The sequence below is a fragment of the Agrobacterium sp. ST15.16.055 genome (assembly GCF_027956555.1).
In the GTDB taxonomy this organism is placed as follows: domain Bacteria; phylum Pseudomonadota; class Alphaproteobacteria; order Rhizobiales; family Rhizobiaceae; genus Agrobacterium; species Agrobacterium salinitolerans.
Genome location: NZ_JAQKGN010000001.1, coordinates 320114 through 338220 on the forward strand (window position 1 = coordinate 320114; position 18107 = coordinate 338220).

The 18107-nt window shown below is 60.5% G+C and carries 18 protein-coding genes; 13 read left to right on the top strand and 5 right to left on the bottom strand.

The features are described from left to right. The first annotated feature begins 32 nt into the window (after positions 1–32). From PL599_RS01555 to PL599_RS01590, 8 genes are all read left to right on the top strand, one after another. Positions 33–986, top strand: coding sequence for a sugar-binding transcriptional regulator (locus tag PL599_RS01555; RefSeq protein WP_269823553.1), 954 nt, complete (start codon positions 33–35; stop codon positions 984–986). A gap of 144 nt (positions 987–1130) precedes the next feature. Further along, entirely contained in the window at positions 1131–2444 is a 1314-nt protein-coding gene (locus PL599_RS01560; protein WP_142911948.1) for an ABC transporter substrate-binding protein, read from the top strand. A 173-nt stretch (positions 2445–2617) separates the two neighbouring features. Next, positions 2618–3490 carry a carbohydrate ABC transporter permease gene (locus PL599_RS01565; protein ID WP_077985038.1) on the top strand — a complete coding sequence of 291 codons (873 nt, stop codon included), beginning with the start codon at positions 2618–2620 and terminating at the stop codon, positions 3488–3490. Between the two features lie 12 nt (positions 3491–3502). Further along, a complete protein-coding gene (locus PL599_RS01570) occupies positions 3503–4327 on the top strand; it encodes a carbohydrate ABC transporter permease (protein WP_003525171.1) in 825 nt (274 codons plus the stop codon). A 12-nt stretch (positions 4328–4339) separates the two neighbouring features. Further along, positions 4340–5338, top strand: coding sequence for an ABC transporter ATP-binding protein (locus tag PL599_RS01575; RefSeq protein ID WP_269823554.1), 999 nt, complete (start codon positions 4340–4342; stop codon positions 5336–5338). Between the two features lie 125 nt (positions 5339–5463). Then, a complete protein-coding gene (locus PL599_RS01580) occupies positions 5464–6948 on the top strand; it encodes a mannitol dehydrogenase family protein (protein ID WP_269823555.1) in 1485 nt (494 codons plus the stop codon). A gap of 7 nt (positions 6949–6955) precedes the next feature. Then, complete coding sequence (locus tag PL599_RS01585) at positions 6956–7675, top strand: HAD family hydrolase (protein WP_269823580.1); 720 nt, start codon at positions 6956–6958, stop codon at positions 7673–7675. A gap of 60 nt (positions 7676–7735) precedes the next feature. Beyond that, positions 7736–9310, top strand: coding sequence for an FGGY-family carbohydrate kinase (locus PL599_RS01590; protein ID WP_269823581.1), 1575 nt, complete (start codon positions 7736–7738; stop codon positions 9308–9310). Positions 9311–9522: 212 nt separating this feature from the next. Here PL599_RS01590 and PL599_RS01595 read toward each other — a convergent pair whose 3' ends face one another. Continuing rightward, positions 9523–10356, bottom strand: a complete 834-nt coding sequence (locus PL599_RS01595; RefSeq protein WP_142911944.1) for a MurR/RpiR family transcriptional regulator — start codon at positions 10354–10356, stop codon at positions 9523–9525. Positions 10357–10656: 300 nt separating this feature from the next. On the opposite strand from PL599_RS01595, the gene PL599_RS01600 reads away from it, so the two are divergent. Beyond that, on the top strand, positions 10657–11394 hold the full coding sequence (locus PL599_RS01600; protein WP_269823556.1) for a sulfate transporter family protein: 738 nt from the start codon (positions 10657–10659) through the stop codon (positions 11392–11394). Here PL599_RS01600 and nth read toward each other — a convergent pair. Then, entirely contained in the window at positions 11356–12138 is a 783-nt protein-coding gene (nth, locus tag PL599_RS01605) for an endonuclease III (RefSeq protein WP_269823557.1), read from the bottom strand. The two genes, PL599_RS01600 and nth, sit on opposite strands and share 39 nt — an antisense overlap. A gap of 37 nt (positions 12139–12175) precedes the next feature. Here nth and PL599_RS01610 point away from each other — a divergent pair, with 37 nt between their 5' ends. Together PL599_RS01610 and PL599_RS01615 are read left to right on the top strand one after the other, a co-directional pair. Then, positions 12176–12658: a DUF2244 domain-containing protein gene (locus PL599_RS01610; protein WP_077985032.1), complete on the top strand. Its 483-nt coding sequence runs from the start codon at positions 12176–12178 to the stop codon at positions 12656–12658. 132 nt (positions 12659–12790) lie between these two features. Beyond that, complete coding sequence (locus PL599_RS01615) at positions 12791–13663, top strand: methylated-DNA--[protein]-cysteine S-methyltransferase (protein ID WP_077985031.1); 873 nt, start codon at positions 12791–12793, stop codon at positions 13661–13663. A gap of 188 nt (positions 13664–13851) precedes the next feature. Here the strand turns inward: PL599_RS01615 and PL599_RS01620 are convergent, their stop codons facing one another. Then, the gene (locus PL599_RS01620) at positions 13852–14856 is read right to left on the bottom strand and encodes a sugar-binding transcriptional regulator (protein WP_245307229.1); all 1005 of its coding nucleotides are present in this window, start codon (positions 14854–14856) and stop codon (positions 13852–13854) included. A 205-nt stretch (positions 14857–15061) separates the two neighbouring features. Here PL599_RS01620 and tal point away from each other — a divergent pair, with 205 nt between their 5' ends. After that, positions 15062–16027 carry a transaldolase gene (tal, locus tag PL599_RS01625; RefSeq protein WP_269823558.1) on the top strand — a complete coding sequence of 322 codons (966 nt, stop codon included), beginning with the start codon at positions 15062–15064 and terminating at the stop codon, positions 16025–16027. Between the two features lie 106 nt (positions 16028–16133). Here the strand turns inward: tal and PL599_RS01630 are convergent, their stop codons facing one another. Beyond that, positions 16134–16907 (bottom strand): IclR family transcriptional regulator, encoded by a 774-nt coding sequence (locus PL599_RS01630; RefSeq protein WP_137411594.1) that lies wholly within the window; start codon positions 16905–16907, stop codon positions 16134–16136. Positions 16908–17106: 199 nt separating this feature from the next. On the opposite strand from PL599_RS01630, the gene PL599_RS01635 reads away from it, so the two are divergent. After that, the gene (locus PL599_RS01635; RefSeq protein ID WP_269823559.1) at positions 17107–17838 is read left to right on the top strand and encodes an SDR family oxidoreductase; all 732 of its coding nucleotides are present in this window, start codon (positions 17107–17109) and stop codon (positions 17836–17838) included. Between the two features lie 57 nt (positions 17839–17895). On the opposite strand, the gene PL599_RS01640 is transcribed toward PL599_RS01635, so the two are convergent. Next, the gene (locus PL599_RS01640) at positions 17896–18069 is read right to left on the bottom strand and encodes a DUF1328 domain-containing protein (protein ID WP_003499086.1); all 174 of its coding nucleotides are present in this window, start codon (positions 18067–18069) and stop codon (positions 17896–17898) included. Positions 18070–18107 lie beyond the last annotated feature (38 nt).

Consider the following 18107-nt stretch of genomic DNA (forward strand, 5'->3'; position numbering starts at 1 on the left):
ATGCGCAAGAATAATTCTCAAAGGGCGGCGGCATGGCCAGACGAAACGACGCACATGGACGGCTGGACGATGCGGCCCGCGCCGGCTGGCTTTATTATGTCGCCGGCCGCACGCAGGATGAGATCGCCGCTGCCATGGGCATTTCCCGGCAATCGGCGCAGCGGCTGGTGTCGCTTGCGGTCGCCGAGCGGTTGATCAAGGTCCGGCTCGATCACCCCATCGCCGCCTGTCTCGAAAAAGCCGAACGGCTGAAGGAGAAATTCGACCTCAAATATATTGAGGTGGTGCCAAGCGATCCGGCCGGGGTCTCCTCCACTGTCGGCATTGCCGAGGCCGGGGCGGCGGAAATCGAGCGCTGGCTGAAAAATGCCGATCCCATCGTGCTCGCCATCGGCACCGGCCGTACCTTGAAGGCCGCTGTCGACCAACTGCCGCCGATGGAATGCCCGCAGCACCGTATCGTGTCGCTGACGGGTAATATCGGGCCGGATGGCTCGGCCGCATATTATAACGTCATCTTCAGCATGGCCGATGCCATCAAGGCGCGGCATTTCCCAATGCCGCTGCCGGTTCTATGTTCTTCTGCGGAAGAGCGCGAATTGCTGCACGACCAGTCCATGGTGCGCTCCACGCTGGCGCTGGGTTCTGCCGCCAATGTCACCTTCGTCGGCGTCGGCGAACTTGGCGAAAACGCACCGCTCTGCGTCGATGGTTTCCTCGGCGTGGATGAGATGAAGGCGCTGATGGCGAGCGGGGCGATCGGAGAGATTTGCGGCTGGATGTATGATGCCAATGGCCGCATTCTCGAGCACGCCGTCAACGAGCGCGTCGCCTCTGTTCCCATCCCTTCAAGAGAGACCTGCACCGTCATCGGCATGGCGCAGGGCGCACGCAAGAACGCTTCGATTCTGGCGGCGCTGAGGGGCGGTCTGCTGAACGGCCTCATCACCGATGAGATTACCGGCGAATATTTGCTCACTCATTGAGCAAAAATTAAACACATAAAATCAATGGCTTGGTTTTTCCCTGTGCGTCGCAGCCCAGGATGTCGCTTGACATTTTTGCTTATGAAGTGAGTAAATGCCCTAGAGCAAAGCGAATGCTCATCATTTTTCTTCTGGGAGGAAGATATGACATTGAAGACCATTTTGCTGGGCGCATGCTCGGCACTCGCCTTTTCGACCCTTGCTTCCGCCGAGACGCTGACCATCGCGACCGTGAACAACGGCGACATGATCCGCATGCAGGGTCTGACCTCGGACTTCACCACCAAGAACCCTGACATTAAGGTCGAATGGGTGACGCTTGAAGAAAACGTCCTGCGCGAGCGTGTGACGACCGATATCGCCACAAACGGCGGTCAATATGACATCATGACTATCGGTAACTACGAAGTGCCGATCTGGGCCAAGCAGGGCTGGCTGCTGCCGCTTGAAAAGCTCGGCGACAAATATGACGTCGACGATCTGCTGCCGGCGATCCGGGGCGGTCTTTCCATGGACGGTAAACTTTACGCCGCGCCCTTCTATGGCGAATCCGCCATGATCATGTATCGCAAGGACCTGTTCGAAAAAGCAGGCCTCAAGATGCCTGAAAACCCGACCTGGGAATTCATCGGCGACGCCGCCCGCAAGATCACCGACCGCAAGGCCGATATCAACGGCATCTGCCTGCGCGGCAAGGCCGGCTGGGGCGAAAACATGGCCTTCATCAGCGCGCTCAACAACTCCTTCGGCGGCCGCTGGTTCGATGAAAACTGGAAACCGCAGTTCGACCAGCCGGAATGGAAGAGCTCCCTGCAGTTCTACGTCGACCTGATGAAGGATGCCGGCCCGTCCGGTGCTTCCTCCAATGGCTTCAACGAAAACCTGACGCTGTTCCAGCAGGGCAAATGCGGCATGTGGATCGACGCCACGGTTGCTGCCTCCTTCGTGTCCAACCCGAAGGATTCGACCGTTGCCGACAAGGTCGGTTATGCGTTGTTCCCGACGCATGGCGAACTGAAGAACCACGGCAACTGGCTGTGGTCGTGGAACCTCGCGATCCCGAAGAGCTCGCAGAAGGCGGAAGCGGCCGAGAAGTTCATTTCCTGGGCGACGAGCAAGGATTACACCGAGCTTGTCGCTTCGAAGGAAGGCTGGGCAAACGTGCCTCCGGGCACCCGCACCTCGCTTTACAAGAACGCCGAGTATGAAAAGGCCGCCGCCTTCGCCAAGCCGACGCTTGCCGCGATGGACGCCGCCGACATTACCAAGCCGACTGTAAAGCCCGTGCCTTATACCGGCGGCCAGTTCGTGGCGATCCCTGAATTCCAGGCGCTTGGCACCACGGTCGGCCAGCTGTTCTCGGCGGTTGTTGCCGGCCAGTCCAGCGTCGATGATGCGCTTGCGGGCGCCCAGTCGACTGCGACGCGTGAAATGACCCGCGCCGGCTACATCAAGTAATCCTCCTGAAGATCGCTGTCCGGCGTCAACGCCGGGCAGCGAACCTTGGGGATCGGAAGCCGCGGTCCGTACGGCGGCATTTAAGCCTTTCACATCAAAACAAGAATGAGCCGGTTCTTCCGGATATGCCGGGCGCATGTCGTGACGCCCAGGCCCAAGGGGAGGTGAGTGCAATGGCAACCCGAAACACGAGCGGATTAGCGCGGGTAATGCTTGCGCCGTCGGTGCTGTTGTTGCTGGTGTGGATGATCGTGCCTTTGGCGATGACCCTGTGGTTTTCGTTCCAGAACTACAATCTCCTCAACCCGGCCAATGTCAGCTTCGCCGGTCTTTTCAATTACCAGTATTTCTATACCGACCCGGCCTTCTTCCAGTCGATCTGGAACACGCTGCTGATCGTCGGCGGGGTGCTTTTGATCACGGTGGTTGGCGGCATCGCCATTGCGCTTCTGCTCGACAATGACATTTTCGGTCAGGGCATCGTGCGCATCATGATCATCTCGCCCTTCTTTGTCATGCCGCCGGTGGCAGCATTGGTGTGGAAGAACATGATCATGCATCCCGGCTACGGCGTGCTGGCCGACCTTGCCCGCTTCCTCGGTTTCCAGCCGGTGGACTGGTTCGCGCAGTTTCCGCTGCTTTCCATCGTCATCATCGTCGCCTGGCAATGGCTGCCGTTCGCGACGCTCATTCTCTTGACCGCCCTGCAGTCGCTTGATGGCGAGCAGAAGGAAGCGGCCGAGATGGATGGCGCCAATTTCGTCAACCGTTTCATCTATCTGACGCTACCGCACCTGTCGCGCGCCATCACCGTCGTCATCCTGATCCAGACGATCTTCCTGCTCGGCGTTTACGCGGAAATCCTCGTCACCACCAATGGCGGCCCGGGTTACGCCTCCACCAACCTTGCCTTCCTCATCTATCGCACGGCGCTTCTGGGCTACGACGTCGGCGGCGCTTCGGCCGGCGGCATCATCGCCGTCATCCTCGCCAATATCGTCGCCATCTTCCTGATGCGCGCCGTCGGCAAGAACCTCGACCGGTAAAGGGGAAACATCATGGCCCGCAAGACAACCACTCGCGCAAAAATCGGCTTTTCCATCGCGGCATGGGCCGTGGCGCTTTTGCTGTTCTTCCCGATCCTCTATGCCTTCCTCACATCCATCAAGACAGAGCCGGAGGCGATCGCAGGCTTCAGCCTCATTCCCTCGGGCACGCTTGAGAATTACGTGACGGTGCAAACCCAGCGCGATTACTTCAAGCCGTTCATGAACTCGGTGGTGCTGTCGCTCGGCTCGACGATCATCGCGCTCATCATCGCCATTCCCGCCGCCTGGGCCATGGCGTTCTCGCCGACCAAACGCACCAAGGACATCCTGATGTGGATGCTCTCCACCAAGATGATGCCGGCGGTTGCCGTCTTGGTGCCGATCTACCTCATCTTCCGCAATGCCGGCCTGCTCGATACCCGCATCGGGCTGACCATCATGCTCACCTTCATCAACCTGCCGATCGTCATCTGGATGCTCTACACCTATTTCCGCGAAATCCCCGGCGAGATCCTCGAGGCCGCGCGCATGGATGGTGCCTCGCTCTGGAACGAGATCGTGCATGTGCTGACGCCAATGGCGGTGCCGGGCATTGCCTCGACGCTGCTTCTCAACGTCATCCTTGCCTGGAACGAATCCTTCTGGACCATCCGGCTGACGACCACAAATGCGGCGCCGCTGACGGCCTTCATCGCCTCCTTCTCTTCGCCGCAGGGACTGTTCTGGGCAAAACTCTCGGCCGCCTCGATGATGGCGATCGCCCCCATTCTCGTCATCGGCTGGTTCTCGCAGAAACAACTCGTGCGTGGCCTGACCTTCGGCGCCGTGAAATAAGGAACGACAAACATGGGCAGCATTTCCCTTCAGACCGTGTCCAAGCTCTTCGGTGAGGCGAAAGTCATCCCGTCGATCGATCTCGATATCCACGACGGTGAATTCGTCGTCTTCGTCGGTCCCTCCGGCTGCGGCAAGTCCACGCTTTTGCGCCTCATCGCCGGACTGGAGGACGTCTCCGGCGGCAAGATCGTCATCGACGGCAAGGACGCCACCGAAAAGGCGCCGGCCGAGCGCGGCCTTGCCATGGTGTTCCAGTCCTATGCGCTTTATCCGCATATGAGTGTGCGCAACAACATCGCCTTCCCGCTGAAGATGGCCAAGCTCGACAAGGCCGTCATCGACAAGAAGGTCGAGGATGCCGCCCGCATCCTCAACCTCACCGATTATCTCGAACGCCGGCCCTCGCAGCTGTCCGGCGGCCAGCGCCAGCGCGTCGCCATCGGCCGCGCCATCGTGCGCGAACCGAAGGCCTTCCTGTTCGACGAGCCGCTCTCCAACCTCGATGCGGCGCTGCGCGGCACCATGCGGCTGGAAATCTCCGAGCTGCACAACACGCTGAAAACGACGATGATCTACGTCACCCACGACCAGGTCGAGGCCATGACCATGGCCGACAAGATCGTTGTCCTCAACCGCGGCAATATCGAACAGGTCGGCTCGCCGATGGAGCTTTACCGCTCGCCCGCCAACCTCTTCGTCGCCGGCTTCATCGGCTCGCCGCGCATGAACCTCATTACCGGCGACTATGCCCGCAGCAAGAATGCCACCACCGCCGGGGTGCGGCCGGAGCATCTGGCGCTGTCGAAAGAGGCCGGTCTGTGGCAGGGCAAGGTAACCGTCGCCGAACATCTCGGCTCCGATACCTTCCTGCATCTCGACGTCCAAGGCATCGGCCCGATTACCGCCAGAACCGATGGCGAGTTCGAATGTAGGCATGGCGATACCGTCTTCATTACCCCCGATGAGACCAAGATTCACAGGTTCGATGACAAGGGCAAGGCGATCTAGGGGAAAGCGACCCTAAAAAGCTTTGCCGCCTGACTGCCTCTTGCAGCTGGCGGTGTTCCGACAGGCCGATTGCCCGGCAAGAGGGCGATCGGCAAGACCAACGTTTCCCCTTCGAGGATCGTGACATGACATGCAAACTCTCCCTCGCAACGCTTGACGAAGCCAGAAAGACGGCGGCGGTTCCGGCCTATTCCCGGGCCGATCTTTCCGCCGGCATCGTGCATTTCGGCGTTGGCAATTTCCATCGCGCCCATCAGGCAGTTTATCTGGATGACCTGTTCAACACGGGTGCGGATCACGACTTCGCCATCATCGGCGCGGGGGTTCTGCCATCTGATGCGGTGATGCGCGAGAAACTCGCCGCGCAGGATTTTCTGACCACGGTGGTGGAGCAGGACAATAACCGCACCGGCGCGCGCGTCACCGGACCGATGATCGACATTCTGACGGTCGGCGACACGAAGGCCATCATCGACACGCTCGCCGACCCGAAAATCCGTATCGTCTCGATGACGATTACCGAGGGTGGTTATTTCATCGATGCTTCCGGTTCCTTCAATCCGCAGCACCCGGCCATTGCCGAGGATGGCCGGCACCCATCTTCACCGAAAACCGTGTTCGGCCTCATCGTCGCCGGGTTGAAGGCGCGGCGGGACAAGGGGCTGCAACCCTTCACCGTCATGTCCTGCGACAACATTCCCCATAATGGCAAGGTGACGAAAAATGCGGTGGTCGGGCTTGCGGCCCTGTCGGACCCGGCCTTTGCCAACTGGATCGGCGAAAACGTCGCTTTCCCCAATTCCATGGTCGACCGCATCACACCAGCCACCGGGGAGCGCGAACGCAATATCGCCCGCGACGATTTCGGCATCGAGGACAATTGGCCTGTCTTCTGCGAGGAGTTCAAGCAATGGGTGATGGAAGACAATTTCCCCGCCGGTCGCCCGGCGCTGGAAAAGGCCGGCGTGCAGTTCGTCAAAGATGTCGCGCCCTATGAGCATATGAAAATCCGCATCCTCAATGGCGGCCACGCGGCAATCGCCTATCCGGCGGCGCTGCTCGACATTCATTTCGTGCATGAGGCGATGGAACATCCGCTGATCCGGGCATTTCTGGCAAAGCTTGAAAATGAAGAGATCATTCCGGTCATTCCACCGGTTCCCGATACGAATCTCGCCGATTATTTCGCGCTGATCGAGCGCCGTTTCCTCAACCCGAAGATCGGCGACACCATTCCGCGCCTGGCGCAGGACGGCTCCAACCGCCAGCCGAAATTCATTCTGCCATCCACCGCCGACCGGCTGGCGCGCGGCGAGGATATTGTCGGCCTTTCGCTGGTTTCGGCGCTGTGGTGCCGTTATTTCCAGGGCACCTCCGACAGCGGCAAGGAAATCGCCTTCAACGATGCCAGCGCCGAGCGCCTTCATGCGGCGGCGATCAAGGCCAAGGACGATCCGATGGCCTTTCTCGTGTTCGAGGATATTTTCGGTGAGGTTGCCGAATCGGAGCTTTTCCGTAAACGCTTTGCCCATGCACTGAAGACGCTGTGGCAAGACGGCACGGTGAAGACCTTGAAGCTTTATCTGGATGACAAGCTGGCTGAAGAGTGACCGCGAAATGGAAGACGAGACCGGGCCCCTTTTGATTTTCGACTGCGACGGCGTTCTCGTCGACAGCGAGCCGGTCTCCATTTCGGTCCTTCTCGACATGCTCTCCCATCTCGGCGTGGCGATGGGGGAGGAAGAGGCCTATGAGCGCTTTCTCGGCCGCAGCGTCGCCAGCATGACGGCGACGCTGTTTGAGGATTACGGTGTCGAGACGGACATCGATTTTCTCGACCACATGCGGGCGACGCTATTCGAGCGTTTCCGCACCGAGCTTCGGCCGATTGGCGGCATTGGCGAGACGCTGGACAGGCTCCTGCCGCTGCGGCGTTGTGTGGCCTCCTCAAGCCAGCCAGAGCGCATCCGTTATTCGCTGGGGCTGACCGGGCTGATCGACAAATTCGAACCCCATGTCTTCAGCGCCACGATGGTGAAGAACGGCAAGCCGGCGCCCGACCTCTTCCTGCATGCGGCGCGTGAAATGGGCGTAGAGCCGCGTCACTGCATCGTGATTGAGGACAGCCCGGCCGGTATTGCCGCCGCAAAGGCGGCGGGCATGGGCGTTTTTGCCTTTACCGGCGGTTCGCATGCGCGCTTTCCCGCATTCCGTGAAAAGATCGCCGGGCTTGGGGCGAATGTGGTGTTTGACGCGATGCCGGATTTGGTTCAACTTGTCGCAAGCTATGTGGGGAAAGGCAGTTTTGACGGCCAAATGGAACGTGATGCGGGCTGAAGCAGATTTTGCCTGCCGCCGTCGCCGGGTCGTTGCGCAAGGGATGGAACTGCAGTCTTGATGCGTCAAAATCTCGTCGCTGTCGATGTCGGCACCGCCAGCGCCCGGGCCGGCATTTTTGATCCGGCGGGCCGGCTGCTTGCCCGATCCATCCATCCGATCCTGATGCAGAGGCCGCAGGAAAACCACGCCGAGCACGATTCCACCGACATATGGAAAGCGGTCTGCATCGTGGTGAGGGCGGCGCTTGCCGAGGCCGGGGTTTCATCGCAAAGCATTGCCGCAATCGGTTTCGACGCCACCTGCTCGCTGGTCATCCGCGATGGGCGGGGCGCGCCGGTCTCGGTTTCTACTACCGGCGAAGACTGCTTCGACACTATCGTCTGGCTCGATCACCGGGCGATTGGCGAAGCCGACCGGCTGACAGCATCCGGCCACCGGGTGCTGGATTTCGCCGGCAACAGCGTCTCGCCGGAAATGCAGATGCCGAAGCTGATGTGGCTGAAGACGCATATGCCGGCAAGCTGGTCGCGCATGTGCTTCGCTTTCGATCTGGCGGATTTTCTGACCTGGAAGGCGACCGGTTCAGCGCAGCGCTCAAATTGCACGCAGACGGCGAAGTGGAATTTCCTGGCGCAGGAAAATCCCGGCTGGCAGGCGGATTATCTTGAACTGGCGGGCCTTGCCGATTTGAGAGAGCGGGCAGGGCTGCCGGAGACCACGGTAATGCCGGGTGATAGCATTGGCCCGCTTTCGCCCGAAGCTGCCGCCGAACTGGGTCTCGATACCGGCTGCCAGGTGGCGGCGGGCATGATCGACGCCTATGCCGGCGCGCTTGGTGCGCTAGGTGGCTGCCTGTCTGCGGATGTGGGACGGCATGTGGCGCTGATCGCCGGTACATCGAGCTGCCTTGTGGCCATGTCGGAGCGGCAGATGCCCGGCCACAGCCTCTGGGGCCCCTATTGGCAGGCGATCCTGCCCGGGCACTGGCTGGTGGAGGGCGGGCAATCGGCCACCGGCGCGCTGCTCGACCATATCGTGCGCATGCATGCGGCAGGCGGTGAGCCGGATACGGCGCTACATGCCCGCATCGTTGCGCGGGTAACGGAATTGCGCGCGCTTGAGGGCGAGGCTTTCGCCGAGCGGCTGCACGTCCTGCCGGATTTCCACGGCAACCGCTCGCCGCTTGCCGATCCCCATGCCGTCGGCGTCATCAGCGGACTGACTTTGGATACCTCTTTCGACAGTCTCTGCCGCCTCTACTGGCGCACGGCCGTCGCCATCGCGCTCGGCGCCCGCCATGTGCTCGACGCCATGGAGCGTTTCGGTTATGCGGTGGAAAGTCTGCACGTTACCGGCGGGCATGTGAAGAACCCGCTGCTGATGGAGCTTTATGCCGATGTGACGGGCAAGCGTATCGTGGTTCCCGCCACCGCCGATGCGGTACTTCTCGGCACGGCGATGACGGCGGCGACGGCTGGCGGGGTGCATGCAAGCCTTGCGGCGGCAGGGGCCGCCATGTATCCGGGCAATGCTGAAATATCAGGTAATCCGGCGCGTGGCCCCCGTTATGAGCGGGATTATCGTCGTTTTCTCGCCATGTACCGGCATCGTCAGGAACTGGAAAGCCTTTGATTTTCTGAAGGCAAATGACAGGCGTTGACGGGTGCCGCGCGTTTCTTCTCCCCGCCAGGGAGATGGTGGCCCGAAGGGTCGGATGAGAGGGAACGCCAGCGATAGAACGCACTCTCGCCCCCTTATCCCGCTGCCGCGGACGTCTCCCCGGCGGGGAAAAGAAATGCGCGGCAACCGCTCGATCCATATGCCGCCGCTGCTGCTAGCCGCAATCAACCGCGTAGCGAGCGTTTCAGGGCGGTGAGGTTCTTTGCCCTTGCCCTGCTGCTGTCATCGGCGCTGGCGCTGAGCGCACAAAGGGTGAATTCCAGCAGGGAGACCAGTTGCAGCAGGCCCTGGCCGCCATTTTGCGCCTGCGGCATGGCAAGACAGAGATCGGCGCTTTCCGGTCCCCATTCATAAAAGCGTGTGGTGATCAGCAATGTCCTGTAGCCGCTCTTGCGTGCCATTGTCGACAGGCGTTGCAGCGGCGACGGGGCGCCGCCGCAATCCATGATGACGAGCAGCGCTTGCGCGGGGTCGAAATCCCACAGGGCGACATAGGCCGCGCTGTCGCTGCCGAGATAATGGATATGGCCCCGGCTCTCCAGAAGCCGCCCGTAGAAATGACGTCCGGCATCGAGACCTTCCGGAGAGGTTGCCAGAAAAACATCGCCGGCCGTGGCGATCTCGTTCATGGCGATCCGCCAGATCGATTGGGTGGTCATGTCGAAGGCCGTCTGGATGGCCTGGATTTGCTGCGACAGAAGCTGTGAAAACGGGCTGGAATGGCGTTCGCCGCTCTCGCCCATGGCCGGCTGCTCCGTGCTGGCCGTTTCTTCGGCATAGCGCAGATCGGCGCGGATATCGCTGAATTGCCGGTATCCCAGCGAGCGCAGGAAACGGCCGACCGTCATCGGACTGAGGCTGAGCTTGGCGGCCAGCGTCTGCGCCGTCTCGAACGGCAATTCGTCCAGATGCTCGATCAGATATTTGGCGATCTTGCGCTCCGAAGGGGTGCCTGCCTTCATGGCGCGCGTAAGGTTCAACAGCAGCTTTTCCACCAACGCCTCATTCTTTTATCTTTATTGAACGATGATGCATGCGCGCGCGCAAACGAGCGTGCGAACCGCGACTTGACGGTGGGGGATAGGTCTTCCCGGCCTTGTCCTCCACCGGACCGGAATGCGAAATGTAATAGGTGTATTATCATATTTTAGAGATACCTTTTATTCAAGAGAAATTCCATCAGCGGTTTATATCCGGGCATTTGGCATCTTTCCGTCCGTCTTGCAGAGCGGATGGGCAGCGCCTATCTCTCGTTTTGGTAAGTGTGTTTCAGCGCCAAAGGTGTCGAGGAGTTCCAGATGATTTTTGATGCGGCGAGGCTTGCCTTCCACAATCTCTTTGCCGCCGAAACCCGGTCGGTATTCTGGAAGGTTCTGGGGCTCACGCTTCTCGTGCTTGCGGCGCTGTGGTTCGCCATCCGCTCGATCTTCATTTATTTCGCCCTGCCGTGGGTGGATGCGCTGATCCCCGGCGTGCCGGACTGGGCGGGCTGGCTGACCTTCGTTTTCGCCATTTTCGCGGGTATCGGGCTGGCGCTGGCGCTCGCGCTGCTCATTTCGCCGGTCACCGCCGTCATTGCCGGCCTGTTTCTCGACGATGTCGCCGAAGTGGTTGAGAAAAAGAACTATCCGAACGATCCGCCGGGCAACGCGATGCCGGTCGGCGAGGCCGTTCTGTCGTCCATCAAGTTCTTCGGTGTCGTTATTGCCGGCAACCTTGTCGCGCTGTTGCTGCTTCTGGTGCCGGGTATCAATCTCATCGCGTTTTTCCTGGTGAACGGCTACCTGCTCGGCCGGGAATTCTTCGAGTTCGCGGCGATGCGTTTCCGCTCGCCCGCCGAAGCGAGGTTGTTTCGCTCAAAACACCGCGCCACCGTCTTCATGGCCGGGCTGGTGATAGCGGCCTTTCTGGCGGTGCCGTTCCTCAATCTGCTGACGCCGCTTTTTGCCGCCTCGATGATGGTACATCTGCACAAGGCCGTCAGCCGGCGCGACCCCTCATTCGCCGCCGGCCGCACCGAACAACTGCGCGGGTAACTCCACCAGCGGTGCTGGAATATCGAAGGTCTTTTCCGGCGACTTGCAGATATCGGCGATCACGCAGCGCTCGCATTCCGGCTTGCGCGCCTTGCAGCAATAACGCCCGTGCAGGATCAGCCAGTGATGGGCATGGAACAGATATTGCTCGGGAATGATGCGGATCAGCCGGTCTTCAACCTCGTCAGGGGTTTTGCCCGGCGCAAGACAGAGCCGGTTGGCGATGCGGAAGACGTGGGTATCCACCGCAAGCGTGGGCACGCCGAAGGCCATCGACATCACCACATTGGCCGTCTTGCGGCCAACGCCCGGCAGGGTCACCAGCTCCTCGCGGGTTTTCGGCACCTCGCCGCCGAAATTGTCGATCAGCATGTGCGACAGGGCGATAACGTTTTTCGCCTTGTTGCGGTAAAGCCCGATGGTCTTGATATGGCTGATCAGTTCTTCCTCGCCGAGCGCCAGCATCTTTTCCGGCGTATCGGCCACCTTGAACAGCGCGCGTGTGGCCCGGTTCACGCCCACATCGGTCGCCTGTGCGGAAAGCGCCACGGCCACCAGCAGGGTGAAGGGATTGGTATGTTCCAGCTCGCCTTTCGGCTCCGGCCGCTGAATGGAAAAACGGCGGAAGATTTCGGTTAGCTCATCCTTTGAATAGACCGTTTTCACCCGCGCCAGCTTGCGGACGGATGCCGGATTTGACTTTTTCGATGTTTGGGTGCTGGATCGTTTTTTGGCGATTGTCATGGACTATCTATAGCCAGCCCGCCCAAAGGAAAGCAACGTGGATACGCTCAACGACCAGCCGATTTTCGCGGCGGAACTCGTTCCGCACCGTTCGCTTGGCAGAAGAGGTTTCCGGCTGCTCCTGCTTTTCTCCGGTCTGGCCTGCCTTGTCTATGGCGGCTTTTTCCTCGCCACCGGGGCATGGCCCGTCGGCCTGTTCTTCGGACTGGATTTTCTGCTGCTTTATGCCGCCTTCCGCGCCAATTACCGGGCTGCGAAGGCGCGGGAAGAGGTCAGCGTTTCGCGCACCAGCCTGTCGATCCGCAAATTTTCGCCGGCTGGGCGTATAGTGGAGCATCGCTTCAATCCCTTCTGGGCGCGCTTCAGGGTCAGGCGGCATGACGAGATCGGCATCGTCTCCATGCATGTGACGGGTGAAGGCCGGGCCACCGATATTGGTTCGTTTCTCAATCCCGATGACCGTGAAAGCTTCGCCAAGGCTTTCGGCGGTGCCTTGGCGACTGTGCGGCGGCGGATGTGAGCGGATAATTCCGCTTACAACTCGTCCTATCGGCTCGAGGCTGGTATCTCGATAGAAACTGAGTACGGCGCAAGAAACGGGTGGAGGCCGACACGCTTTGATGGTTTCCTGTCAAGCGTTAGGAGATTTGCGATGAACGCCAATATTACGTTGAACGAAGACATTACCCCCATCGGATCCGACTACGACACGGTGCGCGGGGTTATCGAGCTTTTGACGCTGGATTATCGCGAGCAGCCCTCCCTTGAAGCCATTGCCGCAGAGCTCGGCCAGTCGCCGACGCAATTGCAGAAGACTTTCACCCGCTGGGCCGGCCTTTCGCCCAAGGCCTTCCTGCAGGCCGTAACGCTCGATCATGCCAAGCGGCTGTTGCGCGAGGAAGATTTGCCGCTCTTGGAAACCTCGATCGAGGTCGGCATGTCGGGGCCGGGACGCCTGCACGATCTGTTCGTCACCCATGAGGCCATGTCGCCCGGCGAATGGAAGGCGAAGGGCGGCGGGCTGACGATCCGTTACGGTTTCCACACCTCGCCCTTCGGCCTTGCGCTGGTCATGGTGACAGATCGTGGCCTTGCCGGTTGCGCCTTTGCCGATCCGGGTGAGGAAAGGGCCTGTTTCGAGGACATGGCCGGCCGCTGGCCGAATGCGGGCTATGTCGAGGATCGCGAAGCGACCGCGCCCTACGCCGCGCGCATCTTCGATCCGTCCATGTGGTCGGCGGACAGGCCGCTACGCGTCGTGCTGCTCGGCACGGATTTTCAGGTGCGTGTCTGGGAAAGCCTCCTGAAGATCCCGATGGGCCGCGCGGTTACCTATTCGCACATCGCCTGTGATATCGGCCAGCCGACAGCCTCCCGTGCAGTGGGTGCCGCAGTCGGCGCAAACCCGGTCTCCTTCGTCGTTCCCTGCCATCGCGCTGTCGGCAAAAGCGGGGCTCTGACGGGGTATCACTGGGGCCTGACCCGCAAGCGGGCGATGCTCGGCTGGGAAACGGGGAAGGTGTGATTGGACTGATTATCTTTGCCGATCTGACTTAGATCCCTTTAATCTGGGCGCATATTGCACGGACTCTTCATACGCGACGTCATCCTCGGGCTTGACCCGAGGATCCACGACCAAGCCGCTTGTGGATCCTCGCCTCAAGGGCGAGGATGACGCGGGGCGAATATTGACCGTGAATGGCCCGACAACACCTAAACCAGCTCCATCAACGCCCGCGCCGCCGCCTCGTCTGTTATCAGCGTATTGCACCCGATGCGCTTGATCGTGGCGCGGATCGCGATGGCGCGGTGGGCGCCGCCGGAGGCGAGTACGATGTGTTTGGCCTTGCGCAGCGTGTCGAGATCGATTGCCATGGCGCGCTGGTTGATCGGGTGATCGACCGAGCGGCCTTCGGCGTCGATGAAATTGAACATGGTGTCGCAGACGCAGCCGGCGTCGATGAGTTCTTGAAGCGTCGCCTTGGAAATGAAACCTTCCGACAAAGAGGTCGAATGCGGACCGATATCGCCGCAAGAGACGATGGCGAGATCGAGCGTTTCGGCGAGATCGTAAAGGGTGGCGAGCCCGCATTTTTCGATCAGCGCCCGTTTGGTCTCGACCGAATCCACCAAAAGCGGCGCGAGGAACATGTAACATTCCGCCCCGAGCGCGCTTGCCAGCCGCCAGGTATAATCGAGCGGATTGGTCTGGTGCACGGCGACGATACCGCCCAGCAGGGAGACGACCTTGCAGTTTTCCCGACGCGGCGGGCGAAAGCTGGAGAGCGAGGCGGTCATGGTGCGGCCCCAGCCGACGCCGATGGTAGCGCCGTTCGGCACCGCTTCGGAGAGGAATTGCCCGAGTGCGAGGCCGACGGCCTTGGCGGTGCCTTCCGCGCTTGTCTTGCTGGTGGCAGATGGGCCGGCGGGAGACGGGTCGGGCGAAGGGATGATGACGGCCTCGTCCAGCCCGTAGGCTGCCTCCAGCTGGCCGGCCAGCGAGACGAAATCCTCGATCCCTTCATTGATCCATATCTGCACTTCGGAGCGCTTCATCGCTTCATCGAGCAGGCGGATGACGGTGGAGCGGCTGATACCCAGTTTTTCGGCGACATCCTTTTGCGTCATGCCCTGGTTATAATAGAGCCATGCGGCGCGCAGCCGCAGAGACGCCGCTTCCGAATAGGCCGTATGGGTTTCTCTTCTCAGTTTTGCCACGGTTTCCGCCATTCTTTATGTTTGCGGAGTATCGCAGGCGTGAAACTTATGTCAATTGCGATGCGCAAATGTCTTGACTTTCGACCGCGCGCCTTGCGATAGTCGGAGCCGGACAAACCGCGATTTCGGCCTTGGGCGCACCCATGGTGCGGGAACGAAATGACGGCTGAGCAAGTTTACCAGAGATCATGAAGGATCATTCGCCATGACGTCCAAACTCGAACAACTGCGCGCCATCACCACTGTTGTTGCCGATACTGGTGACATCGAGGCTGTAGCGCGCCTGAAGCCGGTGGATTGCACCACCAACCCGACCATCGTTCTCAAAGCGCTTGGCACACCGGCCTTCGCCGACGCGGTGAAGGAAGCCGTGGCATGGGGCAAGAAGCAGGGCGGCCAGTCCGACGCCGTGGTTGCCGCCGTTGCCGACCGCCTTGCCATTTCGGTGGGCGCGGCCCTTGCCGGCCTCGTTCCGGGCCGCGTTTCGACCGAAGTCGATGCCGACCTTTCCTTTGATACGGAAGCCTCCATCACCAAGGCGCGCCACATCATCGCGGCCTACAAGGAGCGCGGCATCGAGCGTGAGCGCATCCTCATCAAGCTCGCCTCCACCTGGGAAGGCATCAAGGCTGCCGAGGTTCTCCAGTCCGAAGGCATCGACTGCAATCTGACGCTGCTGTTCTCGCAGGCCCAGGCGATTGCCTGCGCTGAAGCCAAGGCTTTCCTTATCTCGCCCTTCGTCGGCCGTATCCTGGACTGGTACAAGAAGTCGACCGGCGAGACCTACACCGCCGAGACCGATCCGGGTGTCGTTTCCGTGCGCAGCATCTACAATTATTACAAGGCCAATGGCATCGGCACCGTTGTCATGGGCGCCTCCTTCCGCAATGTCGGCGAAATCGAGGCGCTGGCCGGTTGCGACCGCCTGACGATCAGCCCGGCGCTGCTGGAAGAGTTGGACAAGGACAGCGGCAAGCTGGAGCGCAAGCTTTCGGCTGACAACGTCAAGGCAGAGCCGCTACAGTCGCTCGACGAGAAGGCATTCCGCTGGGCGCTCAACGAAGATGCGATGGCCACCGAGAAGCTCTCGGAAGGCATCCGCCTGTTCGCCAAGGATCTGGTGACGCTGCGCGAAATGGTCCGCAAGGAACTGACGCTGGCTGCGGCCTGATACAAAAGGGGGGAACCATCCACGTTCCCCTGACGTTTAAGAGATATAAATCTCCAGTCACTCAAAACGCGATCGGGTCCCTGCCGGTCGCGTTTTTTTGTGGGTTTCAGGAGTTTCCATTTCCGGTCGCCACTTCGGAAATCCGTTTTGCCGCCTCGCAGATCAGCGCTTCACAGGCCTCGCGTGTCGGGGCCTTGCCGCCGAGCGGCGTGATATAGGGGCAGGTGATGACGGCGAGCGCCGTCCCGTCCAGCGTCAGCACCGGTGCGGATATATTGCGCACGCCGGCGGTCTGAAGGCTGTCCATGGATTCGAAACCGTTTTTGCGCACCTGCCGCAGCCGCTCGGCAAGGTCGGGCGGCACTGTTTCTCCGCTGCCGCGCACCTGTTCGGTTATCATGATCTGGCGCTGCGCCTCTGTCTGGAAGGCCAGAAGCACATGGCCGGAACCGGTGTGGAACAGGCTCATCTGCGCGCCGACCCGCATGGACATGGCCCAGTAGGTGGCGGATTCCTGCTGGGCGATGACGACGACGCTGCCGCGGTCATAAACGGCCAGATGACAGGCCTGCTCGGCGCTCGCCGAAAAATCGCGCATGACGGGTGCGGCGAAAGAGACCAGCCGGCGTATCGGTGCATGGAAATGGGCGAGCCCGAACATCTTCAGCGTAAGCGAGAACCGGTCGCCGTCAAGCCGCTGTACGTAGCCGCGGCGCACCAGCCGGTCCAGCATGCGATAAAGCTCGTTCGGGCTTTTACCGATAGACTTGGCGATCTCGATCTGCGTCAGCCCGCCATCGGTGCGGGCCAGAAGTTCAAGAATGTCTAGACCCTTGTCGAGGGCGGGAGCGCGATATCTTTCGCTGTCTTCGTCGGTCATCTGGCCTCGATGATGGTTCGTGTGTGCGCCCCGCGGGGTACGTTAAAATATGGTTGCCCGATACCCCGCATCCGCGCAAGTTTGCTTGACGCCATATGAATACCGCGTTTACATATGAATTGTCGATCCATATTTGAGATCATTCAAATTCAGCGTTCCAGTCCACGGCGGATGGGCGCGCCTTAGCGGGAGGCTATTCATGGTGCAGGATTTTAACGGCCGGACAGTGGTGATCACCGCCGCCGGTCAGGGTATCGGCCGGGCGACGGCGGAGCGCTTCATATCGCTCGGCGCGCGCGTCATCGCCACCGATATCAACGAGCAGGCGCTTTCCACCCTTAAAGGTGCGGAAACCCGGGTTCTGAACGTGCTTGATGGTGATGGCGTCAAGGATTTCGCCGCGGATATCGGCCATGCGGATGTGCTGTTCAACTGCGCCGGCTTCGTGCATTCCGGCACGATTCTCGATTGTGAAGAAAAGGACTGGGATTTCTCCTTCGATCTCAATGCCAAGGCCATGTACCGCACTTGCCGCGCCTTCCTGCCCGGCATGCTGGAAAAGGGCAAGGGCGCGATCGTCAACATGTCGTCGGTTGCTTCAAGCGTGAAGGGCGTGCCCAACCGTTTCGCCTATACCGCTTCCAAGGCGGCCGTCGTGGGTCTCACCAAGGCCATCGCCGCCGATTTCGTCACCAAGGGCATTCGCTGCAACGCCATTTGCCCCGGCACCGTCGACAGCCCGTCCTTGCATGACCGCCTGCGCGCCACTGGCAATTACGAACAGGCGCTGGCCGATTTCATCGCCCGCCAGCCGATGGGCCGTATCGCCACGCCGGAAGAAATCGCCGCACTTGTTACCTATCTCGCGTCGGACGACGCTGGTTTCACCACCGGCCAGATTCATGTGATCGATGGCGGCTGGACGGGCTGATTATCTTTACTGGAAAGAGAAAAGGCGACCGGCATAAAACCGGGTCGCCTTTTTCATTCAGACGACCGCGCTTCCGGCCATCAGTGCAAGCACGAGGAAGACCAGGAAGATCACCACGGCGATGAAGAACAGAATGCGGGCCACGCCCGCTGCGGCCGCCGAAATTCCGGTAAAGCCGAATACGCCTGCGATCAAAGAAATCACGAAGAAAATAAGAGCCCACTTCAGCATGGTGCTTCCCCTTTTGCATAATTTTCCCGAGCCTGACG

Excerpts from the sequence above, each read along its gene's own strand:
- PL599_RS01555 (WP_269823553.1), top strand. The coding sequence starts at position 33 with ATGGCCAGACGAAACGACGCACATGGACGGCTGGACGATGCGGCCCGC.
- PL599_RS01560 (WP_142911948.1), top strand. The coding sequence starts at position 1,131 with ATGACATTGAAGACCATTTTGCTGGGCGCATGCTCGGCACTCGCCTTT.
- PL599_RS01565 (WP_077985038.1), top strand. The coding sequence starts at position 2,618 with ATGGCAACCCGAAACACGAGCGGATTAGCGCGGGTAATGCTTGCGCCG.
- PL599_RS01570 (WP_003525171.1), top strand. The coding sequence starts at position 3,503 with ATGGCCCGCAAGACAACCACTCGCGCAAAAATCGGCTTTTCCATCGCG.
- PL599_RS01575 (WP_269823554.1), top strand. The coding sequence starts at position 4,340 with ATGGGCAGCATTTCCCTTCAGACCGTGTCCAAGCTCTTCGGTGAGGCG.
- PL599_RS01580 (WP_269823555.1), top strand. The coding sequence starts at position 5,464 with ATGACATGCAAACTCTCCCTCGCAACGCTTGACGAAGCCAGAAAGACG.
- PL599_RS01585 (WP_269823580.1), top strand. The coding sequence starts at position 6,956 with ATGGAAGACGAGACCGGGCCCCTTTTGATTTTCGACTGCGACGGCGTT.
- PL599_RS01590 (WP_269823581.1), top strand. The coding sequence starts at position 7,736 with ATGCGTCAAAATCTCGTCGCTGTCGATGTCGGCACCGCCAGCGCCCGG.
- PL599_RS01600 (WP_269823556.1), top strand. The coding sequence starts at position 10,657 with ATGATTTTTGATGCGGCGAGGCTTGCCTTCCACAATCTCTTTGCCGCC.
- nth (WP_269823557.1), bottom strand. The coding sequence starts at position 12,138 with ATGACAATCGCCAAAAAACGATCCAGCACCCAAACATCGAAAAAGTCA.
- PL599_RS01615 (WP_077985031.1), top strand. The coding sequence starts at position 12,791 with ATGAACGCCAATATTACGTTGAACGAAGACATTACCCCCATCGGATCC.
- tal (WP_269823558.1), top strand. The coding sequence starts at position 15,062 with ATGACGTCCAAACTCGAACAACTGCGCGCCATCACCACTGTTGTTGCC.
- PL599_RS01630 (WP_137411594.1), bottom strand. The coding sequence starts at position 16,907 with ATGACCGACGAAGACAGCGAAAGATATCGCGCTCCCGCCCTCGACAAG.
- PL599_RS01635 (WP_269823559.1), top strand. The coding sequence starts at position 17,107 with ATGGTGCAGGATTTTAACGGCCGGACAGTGGTGATCACCGCCGCCGGT.
- PL599_RS01640 (WP_003499086.1), bottom strand. The coding sequence starts at position 18,069 with ATGCTGAAGTGGGCTCTTATTTTCTTCGTGATTTCTTTGATCGCAGGC.